Genomic DNA, 17,305 nt, shown 5'->3' with positions numbered 1-17,305 from the left:
CGTTATACTATAGCAAATATATGTTCTTATATCATTACTCACAAAACATATCACTAATATTCAATTTTTATGGAGAAAAATCATGGATTTATTTGAATATGCAAAATCGAAAACTCTGGATCAGGAATCCCCTCTTGCATCCAGACTGCGTCCTACCACGCTCGATGAAGTTGTTGGTCAGCAGCACATCATCGGAAAAAATACCTTATTATACAGAGCTATCAAAGCAGATAAACTGACCTCTGTCATCTTCTACGGTCCTCCGGGAACCGGAAAGACTACTCTGGCAAAAGTTATCGCCAATACTACCAGCGCTGAATTCACCCAGATCAACGCCACCGTAGCCGGCAAAAAAGACATGGAAGCCGTTGTCAAAGAAGCCCAGCAGAACCTCGGCATGTACGGTAAGAAGACTATCCTTTTCATCGACGAGATTCACCGCTTCAACAAAGGCCAACAGGACTATCTCCTTCCATTTGTGGAAGACGGAACCATTATTCTCATCGGAGCAACCACTGAAAACCCATACTTCGAGGTCAACGCCGCTTTAATCTCCCGCTCTATCATCTTCGAACTGAAATCTCTGGAGATTTCCGAAGTCAAAGAACTCATTCTCCGCGCAGTCAACGATAAGACCAAAGGAATGGGAAATTACAAAGCCCAGATAGACGAAGACGCCCTGGACTTTCTTGCAGACATGGCAGGCGGTGACGCCAGAAACGCCCTTAACGCAATAGAACTGGGCATTCTCACCACCCCACGAAGCGAAGACGGACTCATCCACATCACCCTGGACGTCGCTTCCCAGTGCATCCAGAAACGAGTTGTCCGCTACGACAAAAACGGAGACAACCACTACGACATCATCTCCGCCTTCATCAAAAGCATGCGAGGCTCCGACCCTGACGCAGCTGTCTACTACCTGGCAAAAATGCTCTACGCCGGAGAAGACGTCAAATTCATTGCAAGGCGAATCATGATCCTCGCCTCCGAAGACATCGGAAATGCTGATCCTCAGGCCCTCTGCGTAGCAGTCGCAGCTGCACAGGCAGTAGAACGTGTTGGAATGCCTGAAGCGCAGATTATCCTCTCTCAGGCAGTCACCTACATGGCCTGCGCCCCTAAGAGTAATTCCTCAGTTAATGCTATCTTCGCTGCCATGGACTCCGTTAAACGCACCAAAACCACCGTCCCGTCCCACCTTCAGGATGCCCACTACGGCGGCCATGAGAAACTGGGCCACGGCATCGGCTACAAATACGCCCACGACTACCCAAACCACTACGTAGACCAGCAATACCTCCCAACCGAAATCCAGGGAGAACACTTCTACGAACTAAGCGATATGGGCTACGAAAAAACACTCAAAGAATACCAAAACAAAATCAAAAACAACATTTAACAAACATCCTCGGCTAAATAAAATCTGCCGGGGATATTTCATCTTATCAATAAACTATTTTTCAGTGCTTCCCTTATTCAAAAAAGCAGCCTCTTCAAAAGAGACTGCCTTTCATAAAACTATTATTTAATTCCCATAACTTCCATCTGCGCCAGAATCGCCTCTACACATTTCTCAAATCCTAATTTACCTGCATTCAGACACAAGTCATAATTCGTCGCATCACTCCAGTCCCCACCGGCAAATTTCCGATAATAGTCCTGCTTCCGCTTATCATCTTTATGAAGAAACTTCTCAATCTCCTCATCACTTCCACTGATCTTCTCCCGTGATTGCTCCATACGGAAATCCCACGGTGCATGAACAAACACTCTCAGAGTATTCTGTCTGTCCTTAAATATATAGTTCACACAACGTCCAACGATCACACAGGACTCCTTCTCAGCCAGATCCGTTACAACCTTCGCTTGATAATTAAAAATATTCTCATCAGAAACAAATCCCTTCTGATCTGGTGTGATCAGTTCCCCCTTATATAATCCAGTCTTATTAAACAGAGACGGCTTCACACTGGAACCCTCCTCTACCTGTCCAAAAAGCTTCACATCAATCCCGCTCTCATCAGAAGCCATCTGAATGATCTGCTTGTCATAGAAAGAAACTCCCAGTTTCTCTGCCAGCATCTTACCGACGGTACGTCCGCCGCTTCCATACTGTCTCGCAATGGTAATTACAAAATTCTCCATAAAATCCCTCCTTGCCATATGCAGTATCAGGGCCAAAATACTTCCCTTTTGACCCTGATATCTCTATAATTCTATATGATTATTCTAACACAAAAACACTTTACAGTTAAGTTCTTTCTTAACTACTGAGAATGAAATGAACGATAACCAGTAACCTTTCTTACTCTCCAAGATAAGCCTTCTGAACAGACTCATCATGAAGCAGATCACTTGCCTTACCTTCCAGTGTAATTCTTCCAGTTTCAAGAACATAAGCTCTATCTGCGATGGAAAGAGCTTTCTTCGCATTCTGCTCAACCAGCAGAACCGTTGTGCCACTCTCACTGACTGACTTAATGATATCAAAGATTTCATTAACGAAGATCGGTGAAAGACCCATGGACGGCTCATCCATCAGGATGATCTTCGGCTGGCTCATCAGCGCACGTCCCATGGCAAGCATCTGCTGCTCACCACCACTTAAGGTACCTGCAGTCTGGTTCTGACGTTCTTTCAGACGCGGAAAACGTTTATAGATCATCTCAATGGTAGATTCAATCTCATTCTTGTCAGATCTGGTAAATGCACCCATTTTCAGATTCTGAAGAACAGTCATGTTGGCAAATACACGTCTTCCTTCCGGAACATGTGCCATACCCATAGTTACGATCTTATGTGCCGGAACCTTGGTGATATCCTCACCGTTATAAATAATATGTCCTGATTTCGCTCGGAGAAGTCCGGTCACTGTATGCAGAGTAGTTGTCTTACCTGCGCCGTTAGCACCGATCAGGGCGATAACCTCGCCCTCATTTACAGAGAAAGAAACACCTTTCAGTGCCTGAATCATTCCATAATAAACCTGTATATCCTGTACTTCCAGTAATGCCATCTGTCTCTCCTCCTATTCTCCAAGATATGCCTTGATAACTTCCGGATCATGAAGTACGTCGGAAGTCTTTCCCTGTCTCAGAACATGACCAAAGTTCAGTACAGTCAGCTCCTCGCAGATACCGGAAACCAGCTTCATATCATGCTCGATCAGAAGAATGGTCATATCAAAGTTATCGCGAACGAAACGGATGGTATCCATCAGTTCCTCAGTTTCATTAGGATTCATACCTGCAGCCGGCTCATCCAGAAGCAGAAGCTTTGGTCTGGTTGCCAGTGCTCTGGCGATCTCCAGCTTTCTCTGCTTACCATAAGGCAGGTTGGATGCAAGAATGTCTGCCTCTTTATCAAGGTCAAATACTTTCAGAAGCTTCATAGCTTCTTCGTTCATCTCTTTTTCTACTTTGAAGTATTTCGGAGTATGTACAATACTTGTGAAAAGGCTGTATTTATCGTGATTGTGAAGTCCTGCTTTTACATTATCCAGTACACTCATCTGATGAAACAGACGAATATTCTGGAAAGTTCTGGCGATTCCCGCCTTGTTAATATCGATGGTCTTCTTGCCGGTGATATCCTGGCCGTCCAGACTGATAATTCCTTCGTCCGGTTTGTACACACCAGTCAGAAGGTTGAAGATTGTAGTCTTACCTGCACCGTTCGGGCCGATCAGACCATAAAGCTGTCCTTTCTCGATGGAGACATGGAAATCATCCACTGCATGAAGACCGCCGAATGAAATATTTAAATGATTTACTTCAAGCAATGCCATAGCTTATGCCTCCTTCTTCTTAAATCTGCTGAAAAGACGCTCTCTCATCTCGATTGCCTTAGGCGCCCAGTTGATCAGCATCATAACGATCAGTACAATCGCATAGAACAGCATACGATAATCGCTCAGTCCACGAAGCAGCTCCGGAAGTAAGTTCAGGATGACCGTAGCAATGATAGAGCCGCGCATATTTCCGATACCGCCAAGAACTACGAATACCAGGAACATGATGGACATGTTATAACCAAAGTTCTTCGGAAGTGCTGTTAAAGTTGCAAGGTTATGAGCATAAAGCACACCGCCGATACCTGCTAATGCTGCTGAGATCGCGAATGCCTTCAGTTTGTACTTTGTGATATCAATACCAATAGATTCTGCTGCAATACGGTTGTCACGGATTGCCATGATGGCACGTCCGTCACGGGAATTGATCAGGTTCAGAACTACGAATAAAGTAACCAGAATGAGAACTACACCTATAGTGAAAGTTGACTGTCTCGGTGTACCTGTGATACCCATGGCACCACTGATGATCGTTTTTCCATCAGGCTCCATTCCCAGAGACATCTGATCTTTCATGGAGAAATGGATTCCGTTGCTGTCGATTCCTACATAAAGTACGTTGATGATGTTCTTGATGATCTCACCAAATGCCAGTGTTACGATGGCAAGGTAGTCACCTTTCAGACGAAGTACAGGGATACCGATCAGGAATCCGAAGATACCTGCACATACAGCTCCGATGATCAGAGCGATAAAAAAACGAAGCCCTGCATTTGTAAATGTGTCCATGGTTGCCTTTGTAAATGCTGCACTGGTGAAAGCACCGATACACATAAATCCAGCATGACCAAGACTTAACTCACCCAGGATACCAACTGTCAGGTTCAGGGAAAGAGCCAGGATAATATATACACAAAGAGGTACCAGCAGACCCTGCATCAGGTTGGAAAGCAGATTTCCTGCGATCAGTCCCTGTACGATCAGATATGCTGCAAGAACCATTCCGTATGTAATGAGATTGCTTTTTGTTGTTTTGTTTAATTTCTTCTTTTCCATGTCTGCCACCTCACACTTTCTCCTGAATGTTCTTACCAAGAATACCGGTAGGTTTCACAACCAGAACTACGATCAGAACACCGAATACAATGGCATCTGCCATCTGTGAAGAGATATATGCTTTACCAAAGATTTCCAGGATACCCAGAACAATACCACCGATAAATGCACCAGGAATAGATCCGATACCGCCGAATACTGCTGCAACGAATGCCTTGATACCAGGCATAGCGCCTGTATATGGTGTCAGGGACGGATATGCAGAGCAGAGAAGCACACCTGCGATTGCTGCAAGTCCGGAACCGATTGCGAAAGTAATGGAAATTGTTTTGTTTACGTTGATACCCATTAACTGGGCTGCACCTTTATCCTCAGATACGGCAAGCATAGCCTGTCCTGTTTTTGTCTTGCTGATGAAGAGCATCAGACCTGCCATGATCAGAATACCGCCGATGATCGTTACGATTGTTACACCTGTGATCACGATAGATCCGCCTGCAAGTTTCAGGGACGGAAAATTGATCACGTTGCTGAATGATTTGGTATCTGCACCCCAGATCAGAAGTGCTACGTTCTGAAGCAGGTAGCTGACACCGATGGCTGTGATCAGAACTGCAAGTGGTGAAGCTGCATTACGAAGTGGACGATAGGCAACGCCTTCGATCACAACACCCATGAGTGTACAGATGATAACGGACAGCAGAATGGCTAAGATCGGGTTCAGTCCCATACCGCTGACTGCAACATAAACCACATAGGAGCCGACCATGATAACATCTCCATGAGCGAAGTTCAGCATTTTTGCGATTCCGTATACCATGGTATAACCAAGGGCGATGATCGCATATACACTTCCGAGGCTGATACCACTGATAAGATATGATATAAAACTACTCATAGAAGTCTTTCCTTTCTTATATTAAATAAATTTTATATTGCCGGACAAAAATGAACGGCAAGCATTTTATTGTATGTAAAACTGGCAGATTTGCCTTTAGCGAAATTCTTCCTGTTTATTTTGCCAAAAGCAAATCTGTCATAAATGTATTAATTAATGCAATAACGCATTAATGTAACAGTGTATTAGGCAACAGGGCTGTCTGGATAATTCAGACAGCCCCGTTGTCGTATAATCATTGTCCGCCAGTAAATGATGTACCAGGAACAATCACATTCTATTTCTTATGAAATCTGCTTGAAATCCTTTGAGCTATTTCAATTTCATTATTCCATTGCTACATAAGCACCATCTTTGATCTCTACAGCTTTCGGAGCTTTGTTCGGCTCACCGTCTTCTGTCCATGTGATCTCATCACCTGTTACACCTTCAAGTGTGATCTCTGTCATACCTTTTTCAAGTGCTGCGCAGATATCTGCAACATCCATGTCTGCTTTTACATCTTCTTTTTCTGCTGCTGCTTTGATCGCATATACTGCATCATAAGCGTCTGCAGCGAACTGGTTTGGTGTATCTGTATAAGCATCTTTGTATGCTGTTACGAATGCCTGAGTTTTCTCATCTGTAGAGTCTGCTGCGAATGGTGTCAGAAGCATCAGTCCTTCTGCAAGAGATGTATCGAAGTTCTCTACGCCAAGGATACCGTCCATACCGTCGCATCCGAAGAATTTAGTTTCAAGTCCCATGCTGTCTGCCTGTGCAAGGATCAGAGAAGCTTCTGTATAATAAATTGGAAGGAATACTAATTCAGCACCACCGTCTTTTGCTTTCTGAAGCTGTACGGAGAAGTCTTTGTTGTTATCAGCTGTGAATGCTTCAGAGGATACGATCTCGATACCCTGGTTAGCTGCTTCTGCTGTGAAGTTCTGTGTGATACCGGAAGAGTATACATCAGAGCTGTCATAGATGATAGCTACTTTTGTAGCAAGTTTGTGCTCACCGATGTACTGAGCTGCTGCAGTACCCTGGTTCGGGTCTGAGAAGCATACACGGAATACGTTCGGGTTAGTAACACACTCTGTTGCAGATCCGGATGGTGTCAGCTGGAACATGCTGTCTGCTGCTGTCTCGTTTGCTACTGCTACACAAGGTGTAGATGTAACTGTACCAACAAGGATGTTCATTCCCCAGTCTTTTAATGCGTTGTAAGCGTTCAGAGATTTCTCTGCATCGTTCTCATCGTCTTCAAATTTGAACTCTACCTGATATCCGTTGATTCCGCCGTCTTCGTTTACTTCGTTGATCGCAAGTTCTGTTGCGTTCTTTACAGCCTGTCCGTAAATTGCTGCTGCACCGGTTACAGGTCCGATTCCACCGATTTTGAATGTAGCGTCATCTGCAAATACAGATACAGGCGCAACTGTTGACATTACCATTGCTGCTGCCGCAGTAACACTGAGTACTTTTTTCAGGTTTTTCATAATAAAATCCTCCTTTTATTTGTCAGCTTCTTTGTCCCTCTTTATGACACATAAGATAAGCGACTGTTACTGTCCATCAGTGCAGTTTTCTCGAAATAACCGCACCAGCTCTTTTCCGCAAAATATGTAGCTACAAATGAATCGAAAAAGTAACAAAAAGCCAACTGGGTTCCCAGCCGGCTTTGGCTTCCACTGACACTTTAATATATTGCTGTCTCAAATTATAGCACCATACATTTAACCATGCAAGGAAAATTTTATGGAAATTTAAGATTTTTCCGTCTTTCATGGACACTTGACCGCATCACACACGCAAGCCTATGGTAAAATATAGCATTTTGCACAAAAAGTAAGACCATTACAAAAATATTTGTATATAAAGAAAGAATCTTGCAGGAAAGCTTTTTTGTCATTGGAACATTACTGAGTAATTTCCTATACAAAAAGGCACACACGAAACCATAACGGCCTCAATGTGTACCTTTCAAATTCATTTTATCAAATCTTACGATTCTCTAAAAATAACAATTAAGCGAATGCTTTTTTAGCGATTTCAGCAAGTGCTGCAAATCCTTCTGCATCGTTTACTGCAAGTTCAGCAAGCATCTTTCTGTTGATGTCGATGTTTGCAACTTTCAGTCCGTGCATCATTTTGCTGTAGGATAATCCGTTCATTCTTGCTGCTGCGTTGATACGAGCGATCCAGAGCTGTCTGAACTGACGTTTTTTCTGCTTTCTTCCTGCATAGGAGCTAGCAAGTGCTCTCATTACAGACTGTTTAGCAACTCTATACTGTTTGGAACGGGCTCCTCTGTAGCCTTTTGCCAGTTTTAATGTACGATTATGTTTCTTCTTTGCGTTTAATCCGCCTTTAATTCTTGCCATTTCTTAAATTTCCTCCTGTTCGTCTGTCTATCTTCTGTGAATACTTCTTATAAATATGGTAATGCTTTCTTCATGCTCTTAACATTAGTAGAATCAACAACAGTAGATTTTCTCAGATTTCTTTTTCTCTTCTGAGATTTCTTTGTTAAGATATGGCTCTTATAAGCTTTATTTCTTACTAACTTTCCTGTACCTGTTTTTTTGAAACGCTTTGCTGCTGCTCTACAAGTTTTAATTTTTGGCATTGTAATTTCCTCCTTAAACTGTATCTCTATTATATTTAACGTTTTTCCGTTAAAAACATCGTCATGCTTCTGCCTTCAACCTTCGGTGCCTTCTCCACTGTTGCCACATCTGCAAGCTGCTCTGCAAAATCATCCAGCACATGTTTGCTGCTCGCCATATGTGCCATTTCTCTTCCACGGAAACGTAAGGTTACCTTCACTCTGTCACCCTTGGAGAGGAACTTTCTGGCGGCGTTGACTTTCGTATTCAGGTCATTGGTATCAATGTTTGGTGAAAGTCGCACTTCTTTGACATCGATGGTCTTCTGCTTCTTCTTGGCTTCTTTTTCTTTTCTTGCAAGCTCGTAACGGTATTTACCATAATCGATGATCTTACATACCGGCGGTTTCGCCTGCGGGGCAATTTTTACCAGGTCAAGCCCTGCCTCCTGAGCTTTGAACATTGCTTCTTTCGCGGACATGATCCCAAGCTGTTCTCCGTCCGAACCGATTAAGCGTACCTCTTTGTCTCTGATCTGTTCGTTAATCATTAAATTGCTAATTGTAGTGCACCTCCATACCTGTTAGATAGATTCTAATGACTTCTCGTCGCCCTCATTATTTACATAAAAAAAGCGTGGACAAAATCCACACTCTGCTATCACACTCATCGATATCCTGCTCCAGAACATCCCGATAAAATATCTTCGATGTTCTGCAAAACAAACATCAATAATTTCTGTGCAATATAAACCCAAGCCGCTGAACTTAAATGCGCTGAGGTGAGAGTGGAACTCTGCTTTGTTTTCTTACGTACTTGTATAAGATACCATGTTTCTTATGGCACGTCAAGTACTTTTTTTATTTTTATCTTTAAATTTTTATCTGGAGATTTAACAGGTATATTTTTTCAGAAACTGTACATCCTATTTTCGAAACCTATTCAAAATATTTTTCAGGAGGATATCACTATGACAATTCTTAAATGTTCAGCAGTTCAATGTGTCTACAACAAAGATCAGCTCTGCTCCAAAGGTGAGATCTATGTAACCGGTGAAAATGCTACCAATGCCAATGAGACAAGCTGTGGAAGTTTCCAGGAACGTGTCGGAAATTCCATGACCAACAGCTTCACCAACGGATGCGGCTGCGAAAAAATCCAGATTGACTGTAAAGCACACAACTGTACCTATAATGACGACTGCAAATGCACAGCTTCCTCTATCCAGGTAGATGGTTCCAATGCTAAGGCTTCCTGTGACACCAAATGTGATACATTCCAGTGCAGCTGTGGAGCATAAACCAGCATTTATTCTATCACAGTGATATAGACAGCTGAATTTTCACTGTATACACACATTGTGTAAAAAAGAGACATATCCATCTTTAACCGGGCATGTCTCTTTCATTTTACATATTTATCAGCTCATTGTCTGCTTATCTGTTTCTTAAGAAATCTGGAATCTGAATGTCTTTCTTCTGAACAGTGCTGGACGGAGTCTTAGTAGCTCCAAATGGTGTAGCATTCATTGTCGGAAGACTGAAGCTAGGCATGCTCATGTTGCTGCCTGCTGTTGCTGTAGTTCCGGCTGTTGTGCCTGTTACTGTTGAAGAAGGTCTTCTTGCACCAAAGGAAGAAGCTGTGCTTCTTTTTCCGAAAGGGGTCTGCTGAAGATTATCATCATTCAGACCTGTTGCGATTACTGTGATTCTACAGTAGTCAGCAACTGTGTCATCATACATAGCACCAAAGATGATGTTTGCTTCCTCACCTGTAAGCTCCTGAACATAGCTTGCTGCATCGTTTGCATCCATAAGAGAAATATCTCCGGAGATATTGATGATAACGTGTGTAGCCCCCTTAATGGTTGTCTCAAGAAGTGGAGAAGATACAGCCTGCTGTACAGCTTCCATAGCCTTGTCGTCTCCTCTTGCTTCACCAATACCGATATGAGCGATTCCCTTGTCTGTCATTACAGTCTGAACGTCTGCAAAGTCAAGGTTGATCAGTGCCGGCAGGTTGATCAGGTCTGTAATACCCTGTACCGCCTGCTGCAGAACCTCGTCAGCCTTCTTCAGAGCTTCTGGCATAGTTGTTCTGCGGTCTACAACTTCTAATAATTTATCATTCGGGATAACAATTAATGTATCCACTGCTTTCTTCAGATTCTCAATACCTGCAAGTGCATTGTTCATACGGGTTCTTGCTTCAAAACGGAAAGGTTTGGTAACAACACCAACTGTAAGGATACCCATTTCTTTCGCTGCTGCTGCGATCACAGGTGCAGCACCAGTTCCGGTTCCGCCTCCCATACCACAGGTAACGAATACCATATCCGCACCTTCCATTAACTGCCTTACTTCTTCAATGCTCTCTTCTGCTGCTTTCTGTCCAACCTCAGGCTGTGCTCCTGCACCAAGACCCTTGGTAATCTTCTCGCCAATCTGAAGTACAGTTGGAGCTTTGCACAGAGTTAAAGCCTGTTTATCAGTATTCACACCTACAAACTCTACTCCGCCGATGGCCTCTTCCACCATCCTGTTTACTGCATTATTTCCGGCTCCACCTACACCGATCACTATAATCTTTGCAGATGATTCAGCCTCATTTGACATAATCTCTAACAATGTACTTCCTCCTTTATTTATATCTGATATCCTTCTCAGTAGTTTATATCAAAGTTACATATAGATATATCATATATTTTTTTTTGAAATTAATCAACCATTAATTTCGTTTTTTTATACTTTTTTCACGATTTTTCGGCAACTGCTGTTTGTCCAATATCTGTCATCCTGCTTTTTCTTCCAGTTTTCCAGACTCTGACAGAATACCAGAACATCCGCTTTTATCGTATTTTTATCAGTATTCTTCGTCTCCGTAATAGTCTCCACCATCACCAATATAGTTACCATACTCATCATATTGGTCAGAACTGTCACTGCTGTCGTTTCCATATCCTGTATCGTAACTGCCAGAATCTTCCTCCCAACTGTCCCCGGATGTGTCAGCGCTCTGATCTTCCGTATCACTGCTGTCACTGTTCTCCTGCGCTGCTGCATCCAGAGATTCCTGTGTCGGCTTCGGTCCTACATAATTTCCGTCTGCATCATACTCACCTGCGCCGGTATAGTCACCCTCTCCATCATAACCACCGTTCCAGTTCTCTATCGCTTCCTCAAGGGCAGTCTTCGGTTTTGCACCTACATAATTGCCATTTTCGTCATATTCGCCATCTCCGGTGTAATCGCCGTCTTCATTATAACCGCCATTCCAGTTCTCAGCTGTAATCTCCGTATTATCCTGCTCTTCCTTTTCTTCCTCAAATGTATTGGTATCTGTAGATACACTCTCCATATGAAGAATTCCTTTCTTTCCCTGAATCTTCGGCATGATCGCTATGACACGATTCATCTTCTCTTCCAGATTCTCATCCTTTCCAAGCTGTACTGTAATGTCACCATAGATCAGGCTGATAGAATAACTGCTGTCAAACTGGATATGATCCGGGATCATGTCATTCTTCTGAAATATCGTGGAAAGCGCAACTGCTGTATTTAGTACAGTATCACCCTTGATATCCAGCTTCTCATCCATCACGATCTTATTTACCTGGATACCATCAAAATAAGGCACAGTCTCGTCCCTTGTCTGGGATCCCTCGACAAAGATCCCATTTCTGTCAAAATAAATATAACTGTCCAGATATTTGATACAGCCTACGATTTTCTTTTCCTTTACACTGATACAGATCGTACTGCGGTTTAACTGTGTTACTTTAAATGCATCCACATATATGATATCATCCGTCTTCGTCGTACTGTAAAACAATGGTGCAAGGACCGAATTGGAAGCCAGCGGTCCCCGAAGCACCATCTTCTTTACTTCTTCATCTGTATAATGAGAAGTTCCCCTCACTTCTACAGAATCTACTTTATAATAAGAAAAAAAGGCTATCATAGCAACAAGAATCCCTGCTCCTATCACCCCTGCAATAATCTTCTTTGTCTTCTTACTCATAGGAGGTTTCTTCCCATAATTACTTTTTCTCATAAATCCTCAAATCCTCGCCGGCGGACTGCCATATCTCACAGCCCAAAGCCTGTAAATCTCTGCAAATGTGCTCATATCCTCTGCTTATAAAGCCTGCCTGTGTGATACAGGTCTCTCCTTCTGCCATAAGCGCTGCAATGATCAGCGCCGCTCCTCCTCTAAGATCTCCTGCCTGCACAGTAATTCCTGTAAGCGGTCTCCCGCCCCGGATCACAGCCTCATCACCATTTACCACGATATCCGCACCCATCTTATTCATCTGGAAAGCACTTCCAAATCTCTGATCAAAAATGCGCTCTCTGATCACGCTTTTGCCCGGTATTCCAGTCAGCACTGCCATAAGCGGAGCCTGAAGATCTGTCGGAAATCCCGGATAGGTTTCAGTTTCCACTAATTCTGCCGGTCTGACTGCCCGCTTTCCATTGACCTTTAGTGTACCACCATTCGCTTCATATTGTCCACCTATTTTCTGATATACTTCCAGGAATGCTTTTAATTCTCCTTCCGGCACATTCCGAAGTACGATCTCACTCTTTGCCGCGGCAGCTGCACATAAATAGGTGCCTGCCACGATCCGGTCCGGTGGTATCGTATATTTTCCAGGTCCCAGTTCCCGAACTCCCCGGATATAGATTTCCCCGGTTTCTTCGCCTTCAATCACCGCTCCCATGGATTTCAAATATCTGCCAAGCCAGAACACTTCCGGCTCTTTCGCACAGTTATACAGTTTCGTCTCTCCTTGTGCCAATACTGCTGCCAGCATTGCCTGCTGCGTTGCTCCCACACTTGATTTCTCAAAGAAAATCTCTCCGCCCCGAAATCTGATACATTCTGCCTCCAGTCCGGAAACTGTCTCGCAGATGTCAGCTCCCAGAGTTCTCAGTGCCATAAGATGAAGGTCTATCGGCCTTTTTCCGATAATGCACCCTCCCGGATATCCAATCCTGCACCTTTTATTTCTGGCAAGAACTGCACCAAGAAGAATCACGGAAGAACGCATCCTTCCTGTATAAACCTCCGGAATTTCTGTTTTATCTGCATCGGTACAGTCCAGATAGAGATCATGATCCTCCCACCAGGTAACTGCACCAAGACTTCTCAGGATTTCTTCCATACAAAAAACATCTGAAATCTTCGGACATCCTTTCAGAACACTGAGTCCCCTGTGCATCAGGGATGCCGCCATCATTGGAAGTGCCGCATTCTTAGAGCCCTGTATGAAAATCTCTCCGCTAAGAGAGCATTTGCCCATCACATGGATCTCATCCAAAATTTTCACTCCTAAAGGGCCTCTTACCTTATATTGTATGTTCTTTCCTGCTATCTGTTACTGTTTCGACCATACCTGCCTACACTCATTGCCAGCCCCATCTCACCCAGAAGAAATACCTCTGAAGTTCCGCCATAGCTGACAAAGGGCAAGGTAATCCCTGTATTTGGAATCGTATTTGTTACTACTGCAATGTTCAGAATTACCTGAATTGCCAAATGTCCCATAATTCCTCCGCAGATCAATGCACCTGCCAGATCTTTCGCATGCATGGCAATCACTCCAAGCCGCCACAAAAGCAATGCAAACAACAGAATCAGAAATACAGCCCCGGCAACACCCATTTCCTCACAAATAATAGAGAAGATCATATCATTCTGTGCTTCCGGTACAAATCCCAGTTTCTGCAGACTGCTTCCGAATCCTCTGCCAAAAATTCCTCCGCTTCCGATAGCATAAAGTCCCTGAATGGTCTGAAAACCTTTTTCATACTTCTCCGGATTTCTCCAGATTGCCAGACGTTCCAGACGGTAACTCTCTGCTGCCAGAAAAATTGCCACAAATCCAATCCCTGTACTGCCAAGTCCGATAAATTGCATATATTTCGGATTCGATGAAAAAATCAAAATCACGCCAATTCCCAGAATAATGATGGCAGTACTCAGATTATTAGAACCAACCAGGCCAACAATAGGAAGAAGTGTCAGCATCGTCCTGCACATAAACCAGAAACCTTCTGTCCTTTTCTGCGATCTCTCAATCTGCCATGCAAGAAACAGGATCACCGCTACTTTTGCAAATTCTGAGGGCTGGAAAGACAACGGTCCCAGATTCAGCCACCGCTTTGACCCGTTAATTTCCTGTCCGAACAAAAGTACTGCCGTAGACAAAACCATAGAAAGCAGATATGCAACAGGTGCCAGTTTCAGAAAGAAATGATAATCGACCGAAGAAACCATATACATGGCTCCCATTCCCAGTGCAGTAGCAAATAATTGTTTTTTAAAATAATAGGCAGAGTCGCCGAAACGTACTCTGCCATTATATTCACTGGTACTGAACAGTACTGCCAGGCCAAAAGCCGCAAGCAGTACTACCAGTACCAGCATCGTACTATCTGTTTTTGATAAATCTGTCGCTCTTTTCTGCGCCATCCGGTTCTCCGAAAAATTCTCTATAGCCGGCCGCTCCCGGATTCTATTCCCTCTGCCGGACAGCTATAAGTCTCTTACTTATAGATATTCTACAGATTTCTTACATATTCCTTAAACATATCTCCACGCTGCTCATAGTTATCAAACTGTCCCCAGCTTGCGCATGCAGGAGAAAGTAAAACTGCATCGCCAGGCTGTGCTTTCTCTGCACATACCTTTACTGCTTCTTTCAGATCCTCACAGAGAATGATATCGTGAAAACCATGTTTCTCTGCCGCTTCTTTGATCTTCTCCTTTGTCTGTCCGATCAGTACCAGGTAACGGACTTTTCCATCAAAGGCTTCGATCCATTCGTCATAGCTGGACTGTTTGTCATAGCCGCCACCGATCAGAAGTGTCGGACGGTTCATTGCCTGGATTCCTTTGATTGCTGCATCCGGGTTTGTTCCCTTGGAGTCATTATAATAAGCAACTCCGTTCTTCTCTGTTACATACTCAATTCTGTGTGCAACAGCCGTGAATTCACAGATACTCTTACGGATACTGTCCATGGACACGCCGTCATAATAAGCCATCGCAACAGCTGCCATTACGTTCTCAAAATTGTGTTTGCCAAGAAGTTTCAGATCCTCTGTCTTTACTACTTCGATCTCCTTTTCTCCATCTTTAAGAACAATTGTATTTCCGTCCAGATAGATGCCTTCATCCAGTTTACGTTCGCTGGAGAAGTATACCACTCTAGGAGTCAGATGCTCGCCAAATTTACGAAGTACTTCGTCTTCATAATTCAGCACACAGACATCCTCTGTTCCCTGATTCTCTGTGATCAGTTCTTTCACACGGATATACTCTTCCATTGTGTGATGGCGGTTCAGATGATCCTCTGTGATGTTCAGGATTGCTGATACCTTCGGTGCAAACTCTTCGATCGTCTCAAGCTGGAAGCTGCTGATCTCGGCAACAGTTACGGAATTCGGCTTCATCTCCAGTGCTTTGGATGTATATGGGGTTCCGATATTTCCTACGACAAATACAGACTCTCGGGCATCCTGCATGATTTTTCCCAGAAGCGCTGTGGTAGTTGTCTTTCCGTTTGTTCCTGTGATAGCAAGTACTTCGCCATCTCCAACTCTGTACGCCAGTTCAACCTCTCCCCATACCGAAAGTCCCTGTTCATAGAAGCTCTTCACGATTGGAAGATCTGTCGGTACTCCAGGACTGAGGACTACGAGATCAAGACTTTTCTGTACTTCCTTCGGAAGTTCTCCGGCATATACTTCCACCGGATAAGTTCCGTCTGTTTTATGTACAACTGCTTCTTTATCAATCTCTGCATTTCCGTCATAAATGACCGGAAATGCTCCTACTTTCGCAAGAAGGTCAGATGCTCCGATCCCGCTCTTGCCGGAACCGAATACAAGGACCTTTTTTCCCTGTAATTCCATAATAATTTCCTCCTTATTATCAACGATATCTTACAGTGCCAGAAGTGCGATCATGCACATAACAGCTGTAATAACTGAGAACACCGCAACCACACGTGTCTCAGACCATCCGCATAATTCAAAATGATGATGGATCGGTGCCATCTTAAAGATTCGTTTACCGTGTGTTGCCTTAAAGTAAGTTACCTGGATCATAACAGAAAGAACTTCGATCAGGTAGATCAGACCTACCAGCAGGATAAATAACGGCATCTGCATTACATAGGCAGTACCTGCAACAAATCCGCCAAGTGCCAGAGATCCGGTATCTCCCATGAATACTTTTGCCGGATATACGTTAAACAGTAAAAATCCCATCAGGCTTCCCACAACTGCACAGGTGATCGGCTCAATCCCGGATTTCATTCCGATAGAAACCACGGAGAAAAATACTGCTACGATCAGAGTTACGCTAGAAGCAAGACCGTCCAGACCATCTGTAAAGTTTACACCATTTACAGTACCGATCACTGCAAAGAAAAGTACAGGGATCGCAAGCCATCCAAGGTTCAGGAAGTGTCCGCTCCAGAATGGGATTCTCATTGTCAGAGAAATGTCTGTATATTTAACAATATAGAATACAAAAATCGCAGTCAGTACTACCTGAAGGGAAAACTTCTGCCAAGGAAGCAGTCCATCAGAACGCTTCAATACTACTTTCAGATAGTCATCCAGAAAACCGATGATTCCAAACCCAAGCGTCAGGAATAATACCGGAATGATCTTTGGATAGTCGCCTACATAAAATAATGAAGTAACTGCTGTGGCGATCAGAAAGATCACGCCGCCCATTGTCGGAGTTCCGGCTTTCTTTAAGTGGGACTGCACGCCCTCTGTTCTTTCTGTCTGACCCATCTTCAGTTTCCTGAGAAAAGGAATGATGATCGGTCCTAATACAACGCTGATTGCAAATGCGATCAATACAGGGATTACAACTTGAAATTCCATCTCACACCTCGTTCATTCTTTCGTTTTTTTACTGAAAGTGTTTTTATTTTTTACTTTC

Annotated in this window: 17 protein-coding genes; 2 read left to right on the top strand and 15 right to left on the bottom strand. The window is 43.6% G+C overall.

The genetic code is table 11. The annotated features are described in order from the left end of the window. Window positions 1-82: 82 nt before the first annotated feature. On the top strand, window positions 83-1,402 hold the full coding sequence (locus ACTNES_RS00495; protein ID WP_291806216.1) for a replication-associated recombination protein A: 1,320 nt from the start codon (window positions 83-85) through the stop codon (window positions 1,400-1,402). A 122-nt stretch (window positions 1,403-1,524) separates the two neighbouring features. Here the strand turns inward: ACTNES_RS00495 and ACTNES_RS00490 are convergent, their stop codons facing one another. The 9 genes from ACTNES_RS00490 to infC form a co-directional block, all read right to left on the bottom strand. Then, a complete protein-coding gene (locus tag ACTNES_RS00490) occupies window positions 1,525-2,148 on the bottom strand; it encodes an AAA family ATPase (RefSeq protein WP_291806218.1) in 624 nt (207 codons plus the stop codon). 160 nt (window positions 2,149-2,308) lie between these two features. Continuing rightward, the gene (locus tag ACTNES_RS00485) at window positions 2,309-3,019 is read right to left on the bottom strand and encodes an ABC transporter ATP-binding protein (RefSeq protein WP_291806221.1); all 711 of its coding nucleotides are present in this window, start codon (window positions 3,017-3,019) and stop codon (window positions 2,309-2,311) included. A gap of 12 nt (window positions 3,020-3,031) precedes the next feature. Then, window positions 3,032-3,790, bottom strand: a complete 759-nt coding sequence (locus ACTNES_RS00480) for an ABC transporter ATP-binding protein (RefSeq protein ID WP_291806225.1) — start codon at window positions 3,788-3,790, stop codon at window positions 3,032-3,034. A 3-nt stretch (window positions 3,791-3,793) separates the two neighbouring features. Next, a complete protein-coding gene (locus ACTNES_RS00475) occupies window positions 3,794-4,849 on the bottom strand; it encodes a branched-chain amino acid ABC transporter permease (RefSeq protein WP_291806334.1) in 1,056 nt (351 codons plus the stop codon). Window positions 4,850-4,859: 10 nt separating this feature from the next. Beyond that, a complete protein-coding gene (locus ACTNES_RS00470; RefSeq protein WP_291815534.1) occupies window positions 4,860-5,747 on the bottom strand; it encodes a branched-chain amino acid ABC transporter permease in 888 nt (295 codons plus the stop codon). Window positions 5,748-6,073: 326 nt separating this feature from the next. After that, window positions 6,074-7,228, bottom strand: a complete 1,155-nt coding sequence (locus ACTNES_RS00465) for an ABC transporter substrate-binding protein (RefSeq protein ID WP_291806230.1) — start codon at window positions 7,226-7,228, stop codon at window positions 6,074-6,076. Window positions 7,229-7,756: 528 nt separating this feature from the next. Beyond that, complete coding sequence (gene rplT / locus ACTNES_RS00460) at window positions 7,757-8,113, bottom strand: 50S ribosomal protein L20 (protein WP_118410668.1); 357 nt, start codon at window positions 8,111-8,113, stop codon at window positions 7,757-7,759. A gap of 47 nt (window positions 8,114-8,160) precedes the next feature. After that, the gene (gene rpmI / locus ACTNES_RS00455) at window positions 8,161-8,358 is read right to left on the bottom strand and encodes a 50S ribosomal protein L35 (protein WP_019162770.1); all 198 of its coding nucleotides are present in this window, start codon (window positions 8,356-8,358) and stop codon (window positions 8,161-8,163) included. 35 nt (window positions 8,359-8,393) lie between these two features. Then, window positions 8,394-8,888 carry a translation initiation factor IF-3 gene (gene infC / locus ACTNES_RS00450; protein WP_117844126.1) on the bottom strand — a complete coding sequence of 165 codons (495 nt, stop codon included), beginning with the start codon at window positions 8,886-8,888 and terminating at the stop codon, window positions 8,394-8,396. 420 nt (window positions 8,889-9,308) lie between these two features. Between infC and ACTNES_RS00445 the strand changes: the two genes are divergently transcribed. Beyond that, window positions 9,309-9,638, top strand: coding sequence for a DUF1540 domain-containing protein (locus tag ACTNES_RS00445; RefSeq protein ID WP_291806242.1), 330 nt, complete (start codon window positions 9,309-9,311; stop codon window positions 9,636-9,638). Window positions 9,639-9,774: 136 nt separating this feature from the next. On the opposite strand, the gene ftsZ is transcribed toward ACTNES_RS00445, so the two are convergent. The 6 genes from ftsZ to mraY all read right to left on the bottom strand — a co-directional run bounded on the left by ftsZ (window position 9,775) and on the right by mraY (window position 17,247). Next, complete coding sequence (ftsZ, locus tag ACTNES_RS00440; RefSeq protein ID WP_441038279.1) at window positions 9,775-10,953, bottom strand: cell division protein FtsZ; 1,179 nt, start codon at window positions 10,951-10,953, stop codon at window positions 9,775-9,777. 247 nt (window positions 10,954-11,200) lie between these two features. Beyond that, window positions 11,201-12,358 (bottom strand): cell division protein FtsQ/DivIB, encoded by a 1,158-nt coding sequence (locus ACTNES_RS00435; protein WP_291818157.1) that lies wholly within the window; start codon window positions 12,356-12,358, stop codon window positions 11,201-11,203. A gap of 19 nt (window positions 12,359-12,377) precedes the next feature. Then, on the bottom strand, window positions 12,378-13,670 hold the full coding sequence (gene murA, locus ACTNES_RS00430; RefSeq protein ID WP_291806249.1) for a UDP-N-acetylglucosamine 1-carboxyvinyltransferase: 1,293 nt from the start codon (window positions 13,668-13,670) through the stop codon (window positions 12,378-12,380). 41 nt (window positions 13,671-13,711) lie between these two features. Then, on the bottom strand, window positions 13,712-14,815 hold the full coding sequence (locus tag ACTNES_RS00425; protein ID WP_291818160.1) for an FtsW/RodA/SpoVE family cell cycle protein: 1,104 nt from the start codon (window positions 14,813-14,815) through the stop codon (window positions 13,712-13,714). Window positions 14,816-14,904: 89 nt separating this feature from the next. Further along, window positions 14,905-16,260 carry a UDP-N-acetylmuramoyl-L-alanine--D-glutamate ligase gene (gene murD, locus ACTNES_RS00420; protein WP_216458807.1) on the bottom strand — a complete coding sequence of 452 codons (1,356 nt, stop codon included), beginning with the start codon at window positions 16,258-16,260 and terminating at the stop codon, window positions 14,905-14,907. Window positions 16,261-16,290: 30 nt separating this feature from the next. Then, window positions 16,291-17,247, bottom strand: coding sequence for a phospho-N-acetylmuramoyl-pentapeptide-transferase (gene mraY, locus ACTNES_RS00415; protein ID WP_216458808.1), 957 nt, complete (start codon window positions 17,245-17,247; stop codon window positions 16,291-16,293). Between the last annotated feature and the right edge of the window lie 58 nt (window positions 17,248-17,305).

Source organism: Blautia sp. HCP3S3_D9 (assembly GCF_052063845.1).
In the GTDB taxonomy this organism is placed as follows: Bacteria; Bacillota; Clostridia; order Lachnospirales; family Lachnospiraceae; genus Blautia_A.
Note: the sequence above shows the minus strand (reverse complement) of the source record. Positions and strands in the feature narration are given on the sequence as shown.

Coding starts and splice junctions, on each gene's coding strand:
- ACTNES_RS00445 (WP_291806242.1), top strand. CDS start 9,309: ATGACAATTCTTAAATGTTCAGCAGTTCAATGTGTCTACAACAAAGAT.
- ACTNES_RS00495 (WP_291806216.1), top strand. CDS start 83: ATGGATTTATTTGAATATGCAAAATCGAAAACTCTGGATCAGGAATCC.
- ACTNES_RS00475 (WP_291806334.1), bottom strand. CDS start 4,849: ATGGAAAAGAAGAAATTAAACAAAACAACAAAAAGCAATCTCATTACA.
- ACTNES_RS00465 (WP_291806230.1), bottom strand. CDS start 7,228: ATGAAAAACCTGAAAAAAGTACTCAGTGTTACTGCGGCAGCAGCAATG.
- mraY (WP_216458808.1), bottom strand. CDS start 17,247: ATGGAATTTCAAGTTGTAATCCCTGTATTGATCGCATTTGCAATCAGC.
- rplT (WP_118410668.1), bottom strand. CDS start 8,113: ATGGCAAGAATTAAAGGCGGATTAAACGCAAAGAAGAAACATAATCGT.
- ACTNES_RS00425 (WP_291818160.1), bottom strand. CDS start 14,815: ATGGCGCAGAAAAGAGCGACAGATTTATCAAAAACAGATAGTACGATG.
- ACTNES_RS00480 (WP_291806225.1), bottom strand. CDS start 3,790: ATGGCATTGCTTGAAGTAAATCATTTAAATATTTCATTCGGCGGTCTT.
- ACTNES_RS00470 (WP_291815534.1), bottom strand. CDS start 5,747: ATGAGTAGTTTTATATCATATCTTATCAGTGGTATCAGCCTCGGAAGT.
- ACTNES_RS00485 (WP_291806221.1), bottom strand. CDS start 3,019: ATGGCATTACTGGAAGTACAGGATATACAGGTTTATTATGGAATGATT.
- ftsZ (WP_441038279.1), bottom strand. CDS start 10,953: ATGTCAAATGAGGCTGAATCATCTGCAAAGATTATAGTGATCGGTGTA.
- ACTNES_RS00490 (WP_291806218.1), bottom strand. CDS start 2,148: ATGGAGAATTTTGTAATTACCATTGCGAGACAGTATGGAAGCGGCGGA.
- ACTNES_RS00435 (WP_291818157.1), bottom strand. CDS start 12,358: ATGAGTAAGAAGACAAAGAAGATTATTGCAGGGGTGATAGGAGCAGGG.
- infC (WP_117844126.1), bottom strand. CDS start 8,888: ATGATTAACGAACAGATCAGAGACAAAGAGGTACGCTTAATCGGTTCG.
- murD (WP_216458807.1), bottom strand. CDS start 16,260: ATGGAATTACAGGGAAAAAAGGTCCTTGTATTCGGTTCCGGCAAGAGC.
- rpmI (WP_019162770.1), bottom strand. CDS start 8,358: ATGCCAAAAATTAAAACTTGTAGAGCAGCAGCAAAGCGTTTCAAAAAA.